Source organism: Pseudomonas sivasensis, from assembly GCF_013778505.1.
GTDB classification, from domain to species: Bacteria; Pseudomonadota; Gammaproteobacteria; order Pseudomonadales; family Pseudomonadaceae; genus Aquipseudomonas; species Aquipseudomonas sivasensis.
Map to the genome: position 1 here is coordinate 73,051 of NZ_JAAOWU010000015.1, position 16,913 is coordinate 89,963.

The window sequence follows — 16,913 nt, forward strand, 5'->3', positions numbered from 1 at the left end:
TTTACACCTTCGCCACGAGTGGGCGACCAAGCAGGCCCTGAGGACGGAAAATCAGAATCACCACCAGCAGGGAGAAACTGAACACGTCTTTGTAGTCAGAGTTGATCAACCCTGAGAACAACGACTCGGAGATACCGAGGATGATCCCGCCCAACATCGCCCCAGGCAGGGAGCCGATGCCGCCGAGTACCGCTGCGGTAAATGCCTTGATGCCGATGATGAAGCCGGCATAGAAGTCGAAGGTGCCGTAATTGAGGGTGATGAGCACACCGGCCAGTGCGGCCATGGCAGCACCGATGACAAACACGTAGGAGATCACGCGGTCGGTGTTGATGCCCAGGATCGAGGCCATCTTGCGGTCTTGCTGGGTCGCGCGGCACATGCGGCCGAGCTTGGTGTACTTGATGATGTAGGTCAGCAATGCCATGCCGGCGAATGCCGCGACCAGGATGAACACTTTGGTGTACGTAAGCTGCACGAAGCCTGTGCCGATATCGACACGCCAGGCCCCGGCCAGCAGGGTTGGGATACCTTGTTGCTTGGCGCCCTGGGCGATCTGCGCGTAGTTCTGCAGGATCAGGGAGATACCGATGGCGCTGATCAGCGGAGCCAGTCGGGTGGAGTTGCGCAGCGGTTTGTAAGCGACACGCTCAATGACCCAGCCGTAAACGCCGGTGACGACCACGGTGAAGATCAGAGTGCCGAGAATGAGCAGCGGGAAGGATTCGATGCCGAAGTAAGCCAGCAGTGCCAGACTGATCGCCGCGAGGTAAGCGGAAATCATATAAACCTCGCCGTGGGCGAAGTTGATCATGCCAATGATGCCATAGACCATTGTGTAGCCGATGGCGATCAGGCCATAGACCGACCCGAGGGTCAGGCCGTTGACCAGTTGCTGCAGGAAAATACCATCCATAACGCAATCTCACGCGGTGAGCACCTGCACACCGGCGGGTGTGCGGCGCTTCTGGAGGAAAAAACAGATCTCGATAACAACACGGGTCCCAATGTGGGAGGGGGCTTGCCCCCGATGCGGTGGGTCAGCTGAACACCTGTTGACTGACACTCCGCGATCGGGAGCAAGCCCCCTCCCACATGGATTACTTCTGCTTTTCCAACTGATGGTATTTGCCGTCTTTATCCCACTGGTAAACCACGTAGTCGGAGATTTTCAGGTCGCCCTTCGCGTCCCAGGTCTTCTCGCCCATCACGGTTTTGACCGGGTGCGCTTTCAGCCATTTGGCCGCGTCTTCGCCCTTGTTGGACTTGGCGCCGTTGAAGCCGGCGGCCAGGGCCTGCAGCGAGGCGTAGGCGTACAGGGTGTAGCCTTCTGGCTCGTAGCCGGCCTTGCGGAACTCTTCCACGACAGCCTTGCTGTCAGGCAGCAGGCGCGGGTCGGCACCAAAGGTCATGTAGACGCCATCGACGTATTGCGCGCCGCCAGCGGTGGCCACCAGTTCATCAGTCACCACGCCGTCATCGGACATGAACTTGACGTCTTTCAGGCCAGCTTCACGAATCTGGCGAACCAATGGACCGGCTTCCGGGTGCAGGCCACCGAAGTACACGACGTCGGCGCCCAGGGAGCGGATCTTGGTGACAAGCGCACTGAAGTCCTTCTCGCCACGGGTCAGGCCTTCTTCCAGCACCGGCTTGACGCCGCGCTTGGTCAACTGGGCAGCGGTGGCGTCGGCCAGGCCTTTGCCGTAAGTGTCCTTGTCGTTGATGACCGCGACTTTCTTGCCCTTGAGCACATCGACGATGTAGTCGCCGGCGACGATGCCTTGCTGGTCGTCACGGCCGCACATACGGAACATGGCGCCAAGGCCACGTTCGGTCACTTGTGGGTTGGTAGAGCCTGGGGTGATCGCGATGATGCCCGCTTCGTCGTAAACCTCGGAGGCCGGGATAGTGTTCGACGAGCAGAAGTGCCCGACTACACCAATCACTTTGTCCTGGTCAGCCAGGCGGTTGGCCACGGCAACGGCCTGTTTCGGCTCACAGGCATCGTCGCCTGCCACGAGCACAACTTTCTCGCCGTTGATGCCACCGGCCTTGTTGATCACCTCGGCTGCCGCCTGGGCACCCTTCATGTACTGCTCACCGAACGAGGCGTTGGCGCCGGTCATCGGCCCCGCTACACCAATCTTCACATCAGCTTGAACAAACGTAGAAACACCCAGCGCCGCTGCAACGGCGAGGGCCAGAAAACCTTTCTTGTAAAACGTCTGGGACATGAGTGGTGCTCCGATATTTTTGATTTTTGGCACTACAACTTGCGTTCAAACTTTTCACTGAAAGCTCAGAGCAAGCCCCGTGCCATTACGTTTTTATTCTTCAAAAAGACACGGTGTCATTGTTATTACAGGCGTTTCGACGCCGCTTGCCAGGACGTGCAACCCTCTAGCCTCGACAGGTGCAACCAGCCAGTTAAAAAAGTACAACCGTGACGGGTCGCACCTGCAACCGAATGGATAAACACCCCGCTCCACACCTGTAACAGCGTGCGTAACGGAACTGCACATTTACAGTGCGTGATTGCTACGACCTGCACCAATACAGATTAGTAGCCTGCTAAGAAAATGCAGGCTTCTGAGCGGTATTTCGCTGATCAGATCACGATCCTCAAGCATTGCCCGGCGTGATACAGCGAGAATCCCGCCTCGTACAGGCAACTGCGCAGACCCACTCCGGCCAACGGTTGCATGGGCGCGAAGGGAATCGGCAGTGCTTGGGGATCCTGGTGACACAAGTAGTCGGCGAACGCCTTGCCGACCACACTGCCGGTGGTCACGCCGCGTCCGTTATAGCCCGTGACAGCGACCAGTCCAGGGGCCGGTTCGAACAGGCGCATCAAGTGATCGGGGGTGAACGCGATGCAGCCGGTCCAGGTGAATTCCCACTGCACCGATTTGAGGTACGGGAAGTAGTGTTGCTGCACCCGATCGGCCCACGCCTTGAGGAACCACGCCGGTTTCTGGTTGCCATTGCCCAGGCTGCCGAGCAATAAACGACCATCGGCATCGCGGCGGATACTGCTCAATACCTGACGCGTGTCCCACGATCCCTGGCCGCCAGGGAGAATCTGCTGGGCGGCTTCGTCGGTGAGCGGAGCCGACGCGACCTGGTAGTAATAACCGGGGAAAAAGTTACGCCGCAGCTCGGTCCATTCGCCTTCGGTGTAGGCATTGGAGGCAACGACCACTTGTGCAGCCTGCACTGCCCCGTGCTGGGTCTGAACCGACCAAAGTGCACCTTGGCGCTCCAATTGGGTGACCGGTGAATGGTCAAACAACTGCCCGCCGAGCCCGACCGCAGCATTGGCCAGCCCAGAGGTGTAGGCCATGGGATTCAAGGTGCCCGCACGCCGATCCAGCAAGGCGGCGGCAATTTTTTTAGTGCCGGTGGCTTGCTCGCAGGCCTGACCGGTGAGCAACTCCACTGGCGCGCCACGGCGCTTCCATTGTTCTTCACGACTGCGCAAATCCGCCTCGCCACGGGCGTTGTGCGCCATGTGCAAGGTGCCCTCGCGGCGCAGTTGGCAATCGATGTTGTATTTGTCGATGAGGCTGAACACCAGAGACGGTGCCGCGCCCAACATGCGGTTGAGCTGGCTGCCCACCGCTTCGCCGAAACCGGCTTCGATGTCGTCCGGGGGGATCCATAAACCGGCGTTCACCAGCCCGACATTGCGCCCCGAACCGCCGTGGCCAGTGCGATGAGCCTCCAGCACGGCGACGCTTTTACCCTGTTCCAGCAAGTGAATGGCGGCCGACAATCCGGTGATGCCGGCGCCGATCACGCACACATCCACCTTGACCTCGCCCTTGACCTCGCCCTTGAGCGCGGCACGATCCGGCCGGCCAGGGGTGAGGTGTTCCCACAAACACGTTTCGCGTAATGCCATTGCCAGACTCCGGTGAGACCCAACAAACATCTATTCCGAACTGCAAATGAGGTCACATGTGGGAGGGGGCTTGCTCCCGATGGCGGTGTATCAGACAACACTTCAAACCTGATTCACCGCCATCGGGAGCAAGCCCCCTCCCATACTCACCTCACTCCGACTTGAGGAAATCAGTCGAAGGTGATGCCCTGGGCCAGCGGCAGTTCCAGCGAGTAGTTCACGGTATTGGTCTGGCGGCGCATATACCCGCGCCACGCATCCGAACCCGACTCACGACCGCCGCCGGTCTCTTTTTCACCGCCAAACGCGCCGCCAATTTCTGCGCCGCTTGGGCCGATATTGACGTTGGCAATGCCGCAGTCACTGCCGACTGCCGACATGAACTGCTCGGCTTCACGCACGTCAGTGGTGAAGATGCACGAGGACAGGCCTTGGGGCACCGCGTTGTTCAGGCGCAGGGCTTCGGCGAAGTCGGTGTAGCCGACGACATACAGAATCGGCGCGAAGGTTTCGGTGCACACCACGTCGCTTTGCTCGGGCATCTCCACAATGGCCGGCGACACGTAGTAGGCGTTGGGGAATGTGTCTTCCAACTGGCGCTTGCCGCCGAACACTTTGCCGCCTTCGCTCAGCGCTTGCTCCAGCGCGTCCTGCATATTGTCGAAACCGTGCTTGTCGATCAGCGGGCCGATCAGGTTGCCTTCCAGCGGGTGGCCGATGCGCACTTTGGAATAGGCGGCCTTGAGGCGGGTGACGATTTCTTCCTTGACCGATTCATGGGCAATCAGGCGGCGCAGGGTGGTGCAGCGCTGGCCGGCGGTGCCGACGGCGCTGAACAGAATGGCGCGCACGGCCATGTCCAGGTCGGCACTTGGGCCGAGGATCATCGCGTTGTTGCCGCCCAGTTCCAGGATGCTGCGGGCGAAACGTGCGGCGACTTTCGGCGCCACTTCGCGGCCCATGCGCGTACTGCCGGTGGCGCTGATCAACGCCACACGCGGGTCATCCACCAGCGCGGCGCCTGCATCGCGACCACCGATGATCACTTGGCTCAGATACTCAGGGGCGCCGTCGAATTTCTTCAGCACGCGCTCGAACAGCGCCTGGCAAGCCAGGGCCGTGAGCGGGGTCTTTTCCGAGGGTTTCCAGATCACGGCGTTGCCGCACACCAGGGCCAGGGCGGTGTTCCATGCCCACACGGCGACCGGGAAGTTGAAGGCGCTGATGACGCCGACCACGCCCAGCGGGTGCCAGGTTTCACGCATGTGGTGGCCTGGGCGCTCGGAAGCGATGGTCAAGCCGTACAACTGACGCGACAGACCGACCGCGAAATCGCAGATGTCGATCATTTCCTGCACTTCACCCAGGCCTTCCTGGGTGATCTTGCCCGCTTCCCAGGACACCAGCTCGCCCAGGTCGGCCTTGTATTCGCGCAGCACGTCGCCGAATTGGCGCACCAGCTCACCGCGACGCGGCGCCGGTACTTTGCGCCAGGCGTCGAATGCATGCTCGGCGCGACTGACCTGTTGCTCCACCTCGGCGGCACCTTCCCAATGCACACTGCCGATTTGGCTGCCATCAATCGGCGAATGCACGGGCTGTTTGCCCGTCTGGTACAGCGACGGGTTCACCCCGAGACGATCAAGCAATGCGGCAACCATGGGTCACTCCTTCAAACTGCAAACAAAAAATTCGCGCCGCGGCGCGCACGGCAATCCAGACCTTATTTGTAGCTGGCTCAAGACTTGCCAACAAACGACGATTAGGCGAGATATCATTCCGTTTATTCATGCAAAGCATAAAAAGAGGCACGCCGTGCTGAACAAAAGACATTTGCCCTCGATCACCGCCCTGCAGTGTTTCGAAGCAGCCACCCGCCACCTGAGCTTCACCCGCGCCGCCGAGGAGTTGAACCTCACGCAAAGCGCGGTCAGCAAACAGGTGGCGCAGTTGGAAGAGCTGCTGCAACACCTGCTGTTTCGCCGCGTGCGTCGCCGCTTGCAGATGACCCCGGCGGGCGACCTGTACCTGGTGGAAGTGCGCAAGATCCTCACGCAAGTGGAGATGTCCACCCACTACCTGCGCTCCTACGGCGGCGAGACCGAAGTGCTGCGCGTGTCCACGCCTTACACCTTCGGCGCGCGCTGGCTGGTGCCGCGCCTCAAGGGTTGGCGGTTGCGCCATCCGCAGATCCACCTGGACCTGTGCAACGAGCAGGAGCCGGACGAACTGCTGCAAGGCAAGGCCGACATGGCCTTCTACTTCGGCCAGGGCTCGCGCCCCGGCACCGAGAGCCTGAAGCTGTTCAGCGAAGAACTGGTGCCGGTGTGTGCACCGGAAAGTCTGCCCGCGAAGCCCTTCAACGACCCCACGCAACTGAGCGAACTGGTGCTGCTGCAAAACGCCTCACGCCCCCAGGGCTGGCATGACTGGTTCGCCGATCAGGGTTATCACACCGAGCACAGCTACCACGGGCCGCGTTTCGACACCTTTTATATGTGCATTCGAGCGGCGCAGGTAGGCTGCGGTGTAGCGCTGCTGCCGCGGTTTCTGGTGGAAGAAGAACTGGCCGACGGCAAGTTGGTGATCCCCTGGCAGCACGCGATGCCGAGCCAGGATGCGTATTACCTGGCTTATCCCGAGCATTCGGCGGAAGTGCCCAAGGTGCGCGAGTTTGTGAAGTGGATGATGGAGCAGGTTCTTTAGTGCCTGGAATACCGCCCTCGGGGCAATCCCCCTCCCACATTTGAAACACATTCCAAGTGTGGGAGGAGGCTTGCCCCCGATGACGCCAGTGGCCTCACTGAAAAAATCACTGGCAAAACCCCACAGGTCTATGCGCCACTAGCCCCCTTCCTTAATTGTGCGTAAAGGCCGGCGCCCATCGCCGACCCGTCTGGAGATTCCCGTTATGAGCGAGAGTGTGTTTGCCGATCGCATCGTGCAGAACCTGCTCGACACCGACTTCTACAAGCTGACCATGATGCAGGCGGTGCTGCACAACTACCCCAACGTGGAAGTTGAATGGGAATTCCGTTGCCGTAACAGCGAGGACCTGCGCCCGTACCTGGCGGAGATTCGCTACCAGATCGAACGCCTCGCCGAGCTGAGCCTGAGCCCGGACCAACTGGGCTTCCTGGAACGCATCAGCTTTATGAAACCGGACTTCCTGCGCTTCCTCGGGCTATTCCGCTTCAACCTGCGTTATGTGCAGACCGGCATCGAGAACGGCGAGTTGTTTATCCGCCTGCGCGGGCCGTGGCTGCATGTGATCCTGTTTGAAGTGCCGATGCTGGCCATCGTCAGCGAAGTGCGTAACCGCTACCGCTACCAGACCGTGATCCTCGAACAGGCCCGCGAGCAGTTGTACCGCAAGTTCGATTGGCTGACGGCGAATGCCAGCAGCGAGGAACTGTCGGAGCTGCAAGTGGCCGACTTCGGCACGCGCCGACGCTTTTCGTACCGGGTGCAGGAAGAAGTGGTCAATGTGCTCAAGCATGACTTCCCCGGGCGCTTTGTCGGCACCAGCAACGTGCACCTGGCCCGCGAGCTGGACATGAAGCCCCTGGGTACCATGGCCCACGAATGGATCATGGCCCACCAGCAACTCGGCCCACGCCTGATCGACAGCCAGATCGCCGCCCTCGATTGCTGGGTCCGCGAATACCGTGGCCTGCTGGGCATCGCCCTGACCGATTGCATCACCACCGACGCGTTCCTCGGCGACTTCGACTTGTACTTCGCCAAGCTGTTCGACGGCCTGCGCCACGATTCTGGGGACCCGGTGCAGTGGGCGGAAAAAGCCATCGCTCACTACCACAAGCTGGGTATCGAGCCGATGAGCAAAACCCTGGTGTTCTCCGACAGCCTGTCGCTGCCCAAGGCCTTGGAGATTTTCCGTGCGCTGCGCGGTCGCATTAATGTGAGCTTCGGCATCGGCACCAACCTGACCTGCGATATTCCAGGAGTGGAACCGATGAGCATCGTGCTTAAAATGACCGCCTGCAACGGCCAGCCCGTCGCCAAAATCTCCGATGAAGCGGGCAAGACCCACTGCACCGACCCGAATTTTGTCGCCTATTTGCGTCACGTTTTCAAAGTACCTGCCATTTCCAGCAAGGAGTGAATCATGCAAGCCGTACAGCGCGAGATTGCTGAACAGCTCAAGGTGCAAGCGCCGTTCAACGACCAAGCCGCCCTTGAGGCCGAGGTTGCCCGACGCGTGACCTTTATCCAGGACTGCCTGCGCAATTCCGGACTCAAAACGTTGGTGCTGGGCATCAGTGGTGGCGTCGATTCCCTGACCGCCGGCCTGTTGGCCCAGCGCGCGATGCAAGAACTGCGCGCCAGCACCGGTGACGAGGCCTACCGCTTTATTGCCGTGCGCCTGCCCTACGAAACCCAGTTCGACGAAATCGACGCCCAGGCATCGGTGGACTTTATCGAGCCCGACGAGCGCCACACCGTGAACATCGGCCCGGCGGTGAAAGCCCTGGCCAGTGAAGTGGCGGCGTTTGAAGGCAAGGCGGCGGTGTCCCGTGACTTCGTGCTTGGCAACACCAAGGCGCGCATGCGAATGGTGGCCCAATACACCATCGCCGGCGCGTCCGGTGGTTTGGTGATCGGCACCGACCATGCGGCGGAAGCGGTGATGGGTTTTTTCACCAAGTTCGGTGACGGTGCATGCGATCTGGCGCCGTTGAGCGGGCTGGTAAAAAACCAGGTACGCGCGATTGCACGGCACTTTGGCGCGCCGGAGTCGTTGGTGGAGAAGGTGCCGACGGCCGACCTTGAAGACCTGTCGCCAGGTAAGCCGGATGAAGCGTCACATTGCGTGACGTATGCCGAGATCGATGCGTTCCTGCACGGTGAACCGGTGCGCGAAGAGGCGTTCAGGATTATCTGCGAGACCTATCGCAAGACTGAGCACAAGCGGGTGATGCCGTTTGCGCCGTGAGGTGAGCCAGATATTTTTGTGTTGATTGGCAGGCCGCTATCGGGAGCAAGCCCCCTCCCACATTTGATCGCATTCTCATGTTGGAACTCGGTCAAGTGTGGGAGGGGGCTTGCTCCCGATAAACGATAACGCGGTCTTATTTGACGACCACAGTGCCTTTCATCATCGAGATGTGGCCTGGGAACGAGCAGAAGAACGCGTAGTCCGTACCAGCAGCCAGCTTGGAAACATCGAAAGTCACCGAATCTTTCTCGCCGGCACCGATCAGCTTGGTGTGGGCGATGATGCGGTCGTCACCCTCTTTCAGGTAGTTCTTGTCGATGCCAGCGGCCATGCCGTCAGTGGCAACCGGTTGCATGTTGGCGGCAGTGGTCAGCACCCAGTTATGGCCCATGACGTTTTTCGGCAAGCTGCCCGAGTGTTCCAGGTTCACGGTGAACGTCTTGCAGCTCTTGTCGATCACGATTTCCTTGGTGTTGAAGGACATCTGATCGGTGGAGTCGACGGTGACATTGCACTCTGCGGCAAACAACTGGCCACTGGCCAAAGTCAGCAGGGAAACAGCAACGAGTTTGGCAAACATGTGAATCTCCAAGGCAGGGTTTATAAAACGCGGATTGCGGTAAGGGTGCCTCAAGCAGGCTTGAATTCTTATGATCTGAATCAACAGATTGTATACAACTTTAGGCTATCAGACTTATCAACACAATCTACCAGCCAAAGTAGCAGTACCTGCCTATGATCGGCCCATCACCCACTGGAGTCCGAACCATGCGCCTCAATCACCTGTTCAATGGCCTGCTGGCCGCGTACGCCTGCGGTAAGTGAAGGCAAAGCGCCCCTTGAAGCTGCTACCATGTCGTCACAAGGCAGCTGCGCGCCGCCACCCTCACCTTCGACCCTAGAGGATCGCCCATGGCCAAACCTAATTACTCCTTCGCCAAACGTCAGAGAGACTTGGCCAAGGAACAGAAGAAAGAGGAAAAACTGCAACGCAAGAAAGCCGCTGTCGATGAAGAAGCGGGCGCACTGAACCCGGACGCGGAAGGTGAAGTGGCAGCAGACGAGACCGAAACCCCGAAAGACCCGGCTGAATAAATTCTGTTGTGGTGAGCAGGCCCCCCCTGTCTCACCACACTCCACCATTATTCCAGCGGCATCACCGTCACCCGCACCTCCGGGTCATGGTTCCCTCCCCCCAGAATTACCCCACGCAACGGCGACACATCGGAAAAGTCCCTGCCCCAGGCCAAGGTGATGTGCTCCAGTGCCGGCTGCACATTGTTCGTCGGATCAAAATCCACCCAGCCTGACACCGGGCAAAACACTGATACCCACGCGTGGGACGCATCAGCACCGATCAGCCGTGGCTGGCCGGGCGGTGGCTGGGTGAGCAGGTAGCCGCTGATATACCGCGCAGCCAAGCCCCGCGAGCGCAGGCAGGCGAGCATCAGGTGGGCGAAGTCCTGGCACACGCCACGGCGGCGTTCCAGCACTTCCACCAGCGGTGTGGCGACTTGGGTCGCTTCGGCATCGAAGGTGAATTCACTGAAAATCTTTTCCATCAGCGCCTGCACGCCCAACAACAAGGGTTCGCCAGGGGGAAAACAACTTTCGGAGAACTCGACGAAGGTTTTTTTCAGGTGCACGTAGGGTGATTCAAAGCGATACCGACAGGCTTCGATTCGCTCAGGGGTCATCGGCTGGCTGCTGTAGGTCAGGCTGTCACGGGTCTGATCCCAGGCCGGCGACTGCCGAAAATCCAGTACAGGCCGCGCCAGCACCTCCACGGTCAGCCCAGCGTTGACCAGCAATTCATCGTGAGGCCGTTCGAACGCCAGGCGGGTGATCGGGTTGCCGTATACATCCAGCTCATCGCGGCGCGAGGTCGGCTCCGGGCTGATATCCAGTTGTTGCGATGTGCAGCGCTGCCAGGCACAGGGTCGTGGCCATAAGTGCGCCAACTGCTGGGCCAGGGACACCGGGCTGTCGTAGTGGTAGTGGGTATCGTGGAAAATCTGATAGCGCGCGCTCATTACACCGACACCGTTTGCTGGCTGACATCATCCACATGGGCAAAATGGCGCAACGCGAGGCGATCCGACACTTGCCCGCTTTCATCGGCCACCGCTTGCAGCAGGTCGGCCAGGCCGTCCAACGCAGCACGTACGCTGGACTCGCCAAACAACGGGTTCTCCAGGCAACTCAAGTCGAAACGCGCCAGGCGCTCCACCAAGGGCGCCAAGCCTGTTTCCCGTGGCACACCAAAATCATCATTAAGGCGACGCAAAGTGCGACTGACCAATTTGAGCTGGAACAGCACGGCATGGGGGTTCTGCTCGTCGAGCAGCAACAGGTCGAGCACCGGAATCAACTGCGGCACCGCCAAGTAGCGCGAGCGGTATGTGATGCTGCTGTTGCCCAACTCCAGCAACCACTCCAGCCCCGCCTGATCGAACACCGCGACGCCACGCAGGAACGCCGCCAGGCTGCTGCTTAAGAATTGCAGGCGTTCTATGCGCCGCCCCATCATCAGGAAACGCCAGCCTTCGTCGCGGGTCATGTCGTCCAGGGCAAACCCGGACAGCGCCGCCAAGGACATCACCAGGCGGTTGAGAAAATCCAGCAACTCGCCAAAGTCCGGCGCTTCACTTTCCAGCTCCATGGCTTCGCGTTGCAGCTCCACCAAGGCCTGCCAGTTCTCGCGGGACAACTTGCCACGCACCTGGGACGCCGCCCACTGCAAGCGTTGCAGGTTGGCGCGCAGGCTCGATGGCCAGTCATCGCCGAGCAACGCTGCGAGCAGACGCTCCGGCAGTTCGCCCTCTTCCGGCAGCAGGCGCAGGTTTTCGCCCAGCTCCACCGCCGCCAGCAACGCCAAGGGATCGTCGCCGTCGACATAACGCGCCAGCACAATTCGCAACCAGCGCGCGCTGTCATCGCAGCGCTCGCAGTAACGGCCAAACCAGAACAGGTTTTCCACCACCCGCGACGGCAGATAAGGATCGCGGCGCACCAGGTCATGGGCACCAATCGTGCGCTGGGCACGCCACTGCTCACCACCGGGGGCGCGTTCGCCGAGCACCCAGGTGTCTTTGCTCGCACCGCCGCGTTGCATCGACACCACTTCGGCATCGGCTTCAGCAGCCACACGGGTCAGGCCCCCGGGTAATACGCGATAGCCCTCGTTACTGGCCACGGCGTAAACACGCATACCAATGGCACGGTGCTGCAGGTGGTCATCCACGGTGTGCCACACCGGCGCCTGGGACAGTTGCGCCAGCTCCTGGGCGACGTAGGCGTAAGGCCGCGCACGCATGCGTTCGGCCAGGGCCTCGCGCTGCTCATCGTTCAGATCGCGGCCAAACACCGGGGCGAAACTCTGCGAGGGGAACGCGGGTTTGATCAGCAGCTCCGGCAGTTTTTCCAAGGCTTCGGCGAGCACCGGTGCTTCACCGCACCACCAGGTGGCGATGGACGGCAGGATCAGTTCTTCGCCAAACAAAAACTCGTTGATTTTCGGCAGGAACCCCAGCAACCCGGGCGACTCCAGCACGCCGCTGCCCAAGGCATTGGCCACCAGCACATTGCCCTGGCGCACCGCATCCAACAGGCCCGGCACGCCGAGGGCCGAGTCGGTGCGCAGTTCAAGCGGGTCGCAGAAGTCGTCGTCCAGGCGCCGCATGATCGCGTGCACCCGGCGCAGACCACTGAGGGTTTTGAGGAACACGGTGCTGTCGCGCACGGTGAGGTCGCCACCTTCCACCAGCGGATAGCCGAGCTGGCGCGCCAGGTAGAGATGTTCGAAGTAGCTTTCGTTGAAGCGGCCTGGGGTGAGCAGCACGATCAGCGGTGTCTGGTCATCGCCGGGCGCCTGGCGGACCAGGGTTTCCTGGAGCGTGCGGAAGAAACCGGTGAGGTGCTGCACCTGCAAGTCACGGTACAAGTCCGGGAAGGCGCGAGACACGATGGTGCGATTTTCCAACGCATAACCGGCGCCCGATGGGGCCTGGGTGCGGTCGGCCGTCACCCACCAACGACCATCCGGAGTGCGCGCCAGGTCAACCGCGTACAGATGCAGGAAAGCACCGTCGGGGGGCTGGATACCCTGGCACGGCCACAGGAAATTGTTATGCCCGAACACCAACTCCGCCGGCAGCAAGCCTTCTTTGATCAAGCGTTGCGGGCCATACAGATCAGCGAGCACAGCATTGAGCAGGCGCGCCCGCTGGGCGATACCGGCCGACAGGTGCTGCCATTCATCCGCCGCCAACACATGGGGCAGCAGGTCCAGCTCCCACGGCCGATCGGCGCCCTTGGGGTCGGCATAGACGTTGTAGGTCACGCCGTTTTCCTGGATCTGCCGCGTCAGCAGCGCCTGGCGCTGGGCCAACTGCGCGGGGGTGCTGCGTTGCAGGTGATCAAGCAAGCGCCGCCAATGGGCACGCACCGCGCCGCTGTCATCCAGCAGTTCGTGATAAGTGCCCGCAGTTAGCGGGTAACGGTCGAGCAAGTCGGACATGGAACGCTCGGCAGAGGCAAAGGGGCTCAGATTACCCTAACAAACACTGCAAATCCCTCTGTGGTTTCCAGGCTTTGTGGTGAGCGGGCTTGCCGCGCGCGAGGCATGCTCGCTCACTACATTATCTGGAGTCACAGTTGGATAGGGCTCAGTCATTTTTATTGGGGAAACGCCGCAGATCCAGGGTCATAGGGAATTCGTCATTGATCACAACACTCGGTACGGTGAGCTTCCCAGGCGTGTGGCCGAGACGGAAAAACCGCGCCATGCGCCGGCTCTCAGCCTCATTGGCGTTCACCGGTAAGCTGTCGTAATTGCGTCCACCCGGATGCGCGACGTGGTACTGGCAACCGCCCAACGAGCGTTGCATCCAGGTGTCCAGCAGGTCGAACACCAGCGGCGCATGGACCGGGATGGTCGGTTGCAAACAGTTGGCCGGTTGCCAGGCGCGGTAACGCACGCCAGCGACAAACTCGCCGACTCGCCCGGTCGGTTGCAGCGGCACTGGGATGCCATTGCAGGTCAACAGGTAGCGTTGCGGTGGCAACCCGCTCAACTTCACTTGCAGACGCTCCAGGGACGAATCCACATAGCGTACCGTGCCGCCCGCTGCGCCCTCTTCGCCCAGTACATGCCAAGGTTCCAGGGCCTGGCGCAGTTCCAGTTCGATACCGCTGACGGCATAGTCGCCGACCTTGGGGAAACGGAACCCCAAATGCGCGGCGAACCATTCGGCACGCAGTGGGTAGCCGGCGGCGTTGAGTTCGACGATCACGTCGGCAAAGTCCTGCTCGATAAAGTGCGGCAGCAAAAAGCGGTCATGCAACTCGGTGCCCCAGCGCGCCAGTTTCGGCGGTGCGTAAGGCTCACGCCAGAACCGCGCCACCAGCGCCCGCAGCAGCAGTTGCTGAGTCAAACTCATGCGCGCGTGGGGCGGCATTTCAAAGGCGCGCAGCTCCAACAGGCCCAGGCGGCCGGTGGCGCCGTCGGGCGAGTAAAGCTTGTCGACGCAGAATTCGGCGCGGTGAGTGTTGCCCGTCACGTCGATCAGCAGGTTGCGCAGCAGGCGGTCCACCAGCCAGGGCGGGCACTCCTCGCCGGGCTCGGGCATTTGCGCGAAAGCGATTTCCAGCTCATACAGCGCGTCGTTACGCGCCTCATCCACTCGCGGCGCCTGGGACGTCGGGCCGATAAACAAGCCAGAAAACAGGTAGGACAGTGACGGGTGGTTATGCCAGTAGCTGATCAGGCTGCGCAGCAAATCGGGACGACGCAGAAACGGTGAATCCTTGGGCGTCGCGCCCCCGAGCACAAAGTGGTTACCACCACCGGTGCCAGTGTGGCGCCCGTCGATCATGAATTTTTCGGTGGTCAGGCGGGTCTGTCGCGCCTCTTCGTAGAGAAACTCGGTGCGCTCGACCAACTCATCCCACGTGGCGGACGGCTGCACGTTGACCTCAATCACACCCGGATCCGGCGTCACCCGGAAGTTGCTCAGGCGCATATCGAACGGCGGTTCGTAGCCTTCCAACAGCACCGGGCAGTGCAGCTCTTCGGCAGTGGCTTCGATGGCGGCAACCAGTTCCAGGTAATCCTCGACGCGCTCCAGCGGCGGCATGAACAGGTACAGGCGCCCTTCCCGTGCTTCGGCGCACAGTGCGGTGCGGGTCAGCCAGTCAGCGGACTCGTCGACCTCGGGCACTCGCTCATCGCTCGGCGCTGCTTCGCCGTGGCTTTGCAGTTGGGCACTGGTTGGCAGTTCCGGCTGATCCTGATTAGGGTCGGTGGGGTGCACGAACGGATACTCCGCCGCCGTCACCCACGGCTGCGAGGCCAACGGCAGGCGATAGCCAAGCGGTGAATCCCCCGGTACCAGGCGGCAGTGGTTATCGCGCAGGTACCAACGCCCACTTTGCCAGCGGTCATTCGCGGCCGTACGTGCCAGCGGCAGCACCTGGCCGATGACTTTATCCAGGCCCTGGCTGAACACTTTGCGCAGGCGTTCGCGCTCTAGGTCGTCGCTCAAGCGCGGGTCCTGGGCGGTGACGTTCTGAGGCAACGCACCTTCGCGCCACAGGTAGTAAAAATTGTCTTCGAAGGCCGGGAATACAAAACGCGCCGGCAACTTGAGGCGTTCGGCAACACTGGCCAGGAAGCGCCCGGCCAGCACGCCATCGGCACCGTAGTCCTCTTGCTCATCGGCAATCAGTGCACTGTTGTGCCAGATCGGCACGCCGTCGCGGCGCCAGTAACAGTTGAGCGACCAGCGCGGCAGTTGCTCGCCGGGGTACCACTTGCCCTGGCCAAAATGCACCAGGCCCTTGGGCGCGTAGTGCTTGCGCATGCGCTGAAACAGTTCGGCGGACAGGCGGCGTTTGTCGGGGCCAAGGGCCGCGGTGTTCCACTCGGCGCCGTCGGGGTCGTCGATGGACACAAAGGTCGGCTCGCCGCCCATGGTCAGGCGCACGTCGTCCTTGAGCAGGTCGCCGTCGATCTGCCGGCCCAGGGCCTGGATCGCCAGCCACTGCTCTTCCGTGTACGGCTTGGTCACCCGGGGGGCTTCCCAAATGCGCTCTACCGACATCTCGTGGGTGAATTCACACTCGCACGGTTCCACCAGCCCGCTGATCGGCGCGGCAGACGATGGATCGGGACTGCAGGCCAACGGGATATGCCCTTCACCGGCAAACAATCCGGAGGTTGCATCCAGCCCGATCCAGCCGGCGCCGGGCAAATACACCTCGCACCAGGCATGCAGGTCGGTGAAGTCCACCTCAGTGCCGGACGGGCCATCCAGGGCTTTGACGTCGGCGGTCAGCTGGATCAGATAGCCGGACACAAACCGCGCCGCCAGCCCCAGATTGCGCAGCAATTGCACCAACAACCACGCCGAGTCGCGGCAGGAGCCGGAGGCGTTTTCCAGGGTGAACTCCGGGGTTTGCACGCCAGGTTCCATGCGGATCAGGTAACCGATATCGGTGGCCAAACGCTGATTGAGCCCCACCAGGAAGTCCACGGCGGGCAGTGGCGTGCGGTCGATGCCGGCCAGGTAGGCGGCAAACCTCGGCGTCAGCGGCAGGGTTTCCAGGTACGGCGCCAGCTCGCGCTGCTCATCGGCGGCGTAGCTGAAGGGGATTTTTTCGGCATAAGGTTCGAGAAAGAAGTCGAACGGATTAAAGACTGCCATCTCAGCGACCAGGTCAACTTCGATCCGCAGCTCATCGGTCTTTTCCGGGAATACCAGGCGCGCCAGGTAGTTGCCCTGGGGGTCTTGCTGCCAATTGATGAAGTGCTGCTCGGGCAGCACTTTGAGTGCGTAGGACAAAATCCGCGTGCGGCTATGGGCCGCCGGACGTAAGCGCACGATCTGTGGCCCGAGTTCGACGGCACGGTCGTAGCGGTAATGCGTAACGTGGTGCAACGCGACATGAATCGACACGGCGGCCTCCTGCGAGCCAGGGCATGAACACAACGCGCGCAAGACTTATGCCAGAGCGGCAGCCATTGCGCTTTATCGTAAGACCCGG

Annotated in this window: 12 protein-coding genes; 4 read left to right on the forward strand and 8 right to left on the reverse strand. The window is 61.1% G+C overall.

Annotated elements, in window-relative coordinates:
• Nucleotide 1: 1 nt before the first annotated feature.
• The 4 genes from G9Q84_RS21900 to amaB form a co-directional block, all read right to left on the reverse strand.
• A complete protein-coding gene (locus G9Q84_RS21900) occupies nucleotides 2-916 on the reverse strand; it encodes an ABC transporter permease subunit (protein ID WP_003188099.1) in 915 nt (304 codons plus the stop codon).
• A gap of 184 nt (nucleotides 917-1,100) precedes the next feature.
• Nucleotides 1,101-2,237: a branched-chain amino acid ABC transporter substrate-binding protein gene (locus tag G9Q84_RS21905; protein ID WP_099602068.1), complete on the reverse strand. Its 1,137-nt coding sequence runs from the start codon at nucleotides 2,235-2,237 to the stop codon at nucleotides 1,101-1,103.
• Between the two features lie 374 nt (nucleotides 2,238-2,611).
• The gene (amaA, locus tag G9Q84_RS21910; RefSeq protein ID WP_181644088.1) at nucleotides 2,612-3,907 is read right to left on the reverse strand and encodes an L-pipecolate oxidase; all 1,296 of its coding nucleotides are present in this window, start codon (nucleotides 3,905-3,907) and stop codon (nucleotides 2,612-2,614) included.
• A 170-nt stretch (nucleotides 3,908-4,077) separates the two neighbouring features.
• Nucleotides 4,078-5,568, reverse strand: coding sequence for an L-piperidine-6-carboxylate dehydrogenase (gene amaB / locus G9Q84_RS21915; RefSeq protein WP_032890526.1), 1,491 nt, complete (start codon nucleotides 5,566-5,568; stop codon nucleotides 4,078-4,080).
• A 154-nt stretch (nucleotides 5,569-5,722) separates the two neighbouring features.
• Here amaB and G9Q84_RS21920 point away from each other — a divergent pair, with 154 nt between their 5' ends.
• The 3 genes from G9Q84_RS21920 (at nucleotide 5,723) to nadE (ending at nucleotide 8,864) form a co-directional block, all read left to right on the forward strand.
• Nucleotides 5,723-6,613 carry a LysR family transcriptional regulator gene (locus G9Q84_RS21920; RefSeq protein ID WP_032890523.1) on the forward strand — a complete coding sequence of 297 codons (891 nt, stop codon included), beginning with the start codon at nucleotides 5,723-5,725 and terminating at the stop codon, nucleotides 6,611-6,613.
• A 205-nt stretch (nucleotides 6,614-6,818) separates the two neighbouring features.
• Nucleotides 6,819-8,033, forward strand: a complete 1,215-nt coding sequence (pncB, locus tag G9Q84_RS21925) for a nicotinate phosphoribosyltransferase (RefSeq protein ID WP_032890522.1) — start codon at nucleotides 6,819-6,821, stop codon at nucleotides 8,031-8,033.
• Nucleotides 8,034-8,036: 3 nt separating this feature from the next.
• Nucleotides 8,037-8,864 carry an ammonia-dependent NAD(+) synthetase gene (nadE, locus tag G9Q84_RS21930; RefSeq protein WP_181644089.1) on the forward strand — a complete coding sequence of 276 codons (828 nt, stop codon included), beginning with the start codon at nucleotides 8,037-8,039 and terminating at the stop codon, nucleotides 8,862-8,864.
• A 136-nt stretch (nucleotides 8,865-9,000) separates the two neighbouring features.
• Here nadE and azu read toward each other — a convergent pair whose 3' ends face one another.
• Nucleotides 9,001-9,447, reverse strand: a complete 447-nt coding sequence (gene azu / locus G9Q84_RS21935) for an azurin (RefSeq protein WP_032890518.1) — start codon at nucleotides 9,445-9,447, stop codon at nucleotides 9,001-9,003.
• A 332-nt stretch (nucleotides 9,448-9,779) separates the two neighbouring features.
• Between azu and G9Q84_RS21940 the strand changes: the two genes are divergently transcribed.
• Nucleotides 9,780-9,962, forward strand: coding sequence for a hypothetical protein (locus G9Q84_RS21940; protein ID WP_032890516.1), 183 nt, complete (start codon nucleotides 9,780-9,782; stop codon nucleotides 9,960-9,962).
• A 47-nt stretch (nucleotides 9,963-10,009) separates the two neighbouring features.
• On the opposite strand, the gene G9Q84_RS21945 is transcribed toward G9Q84_RS21940, so the two are convergent.
• The 3 genes from G9Q84_RS21945 to G9Q84_RS21955 all read right to left on the reverse strand — a co-directional run bounded on the left by G9Q84_RS21945 (nucleotide 10,010) and on the right by G9Q84_RS21955 (nucleotide 16,825).
• On the reverse strand, nucleotides 10,010-10,900 hold the full coding sequence (locus G9Q84_RS21945; protein ID WP_032890514.1) for a transglutaminase family protein: 891 nt from the start codon (nucleotides 10,898-10,900) through the stop codon (nucleotides 10,010-10,012).
• Entirely contained in the window at nucleotides 10,900-13,386 is a 2,487-nt protein-coding gene (locus tag G9Q84_RS21950; protein ID WP_181644090.1) for a circularly permuted type 2 ATP-grasp protein, read from the reverse strand. Before G9Q84_RS21950 ends, G9Q84_RS21945 begins: the two co-directional genes overlap by 1 nt.
• 148 nt (nucleotides 13,387-13,534) lie before the next feature.
• Nucleotides 13,535-16,825: a transglutaminase family protein gene (locus G9Q84_RS21955; protein ID WP_181644091.1), complete on the reverse strand. Its 3,291-nt coding sequence runs from the start codon at nucleotides 16,823-16,825 to the stop codon at nucleotides 13,535-13,537.
• Nucleotides 16,826-16,913 lie beyond the last annotated feature (88 nt).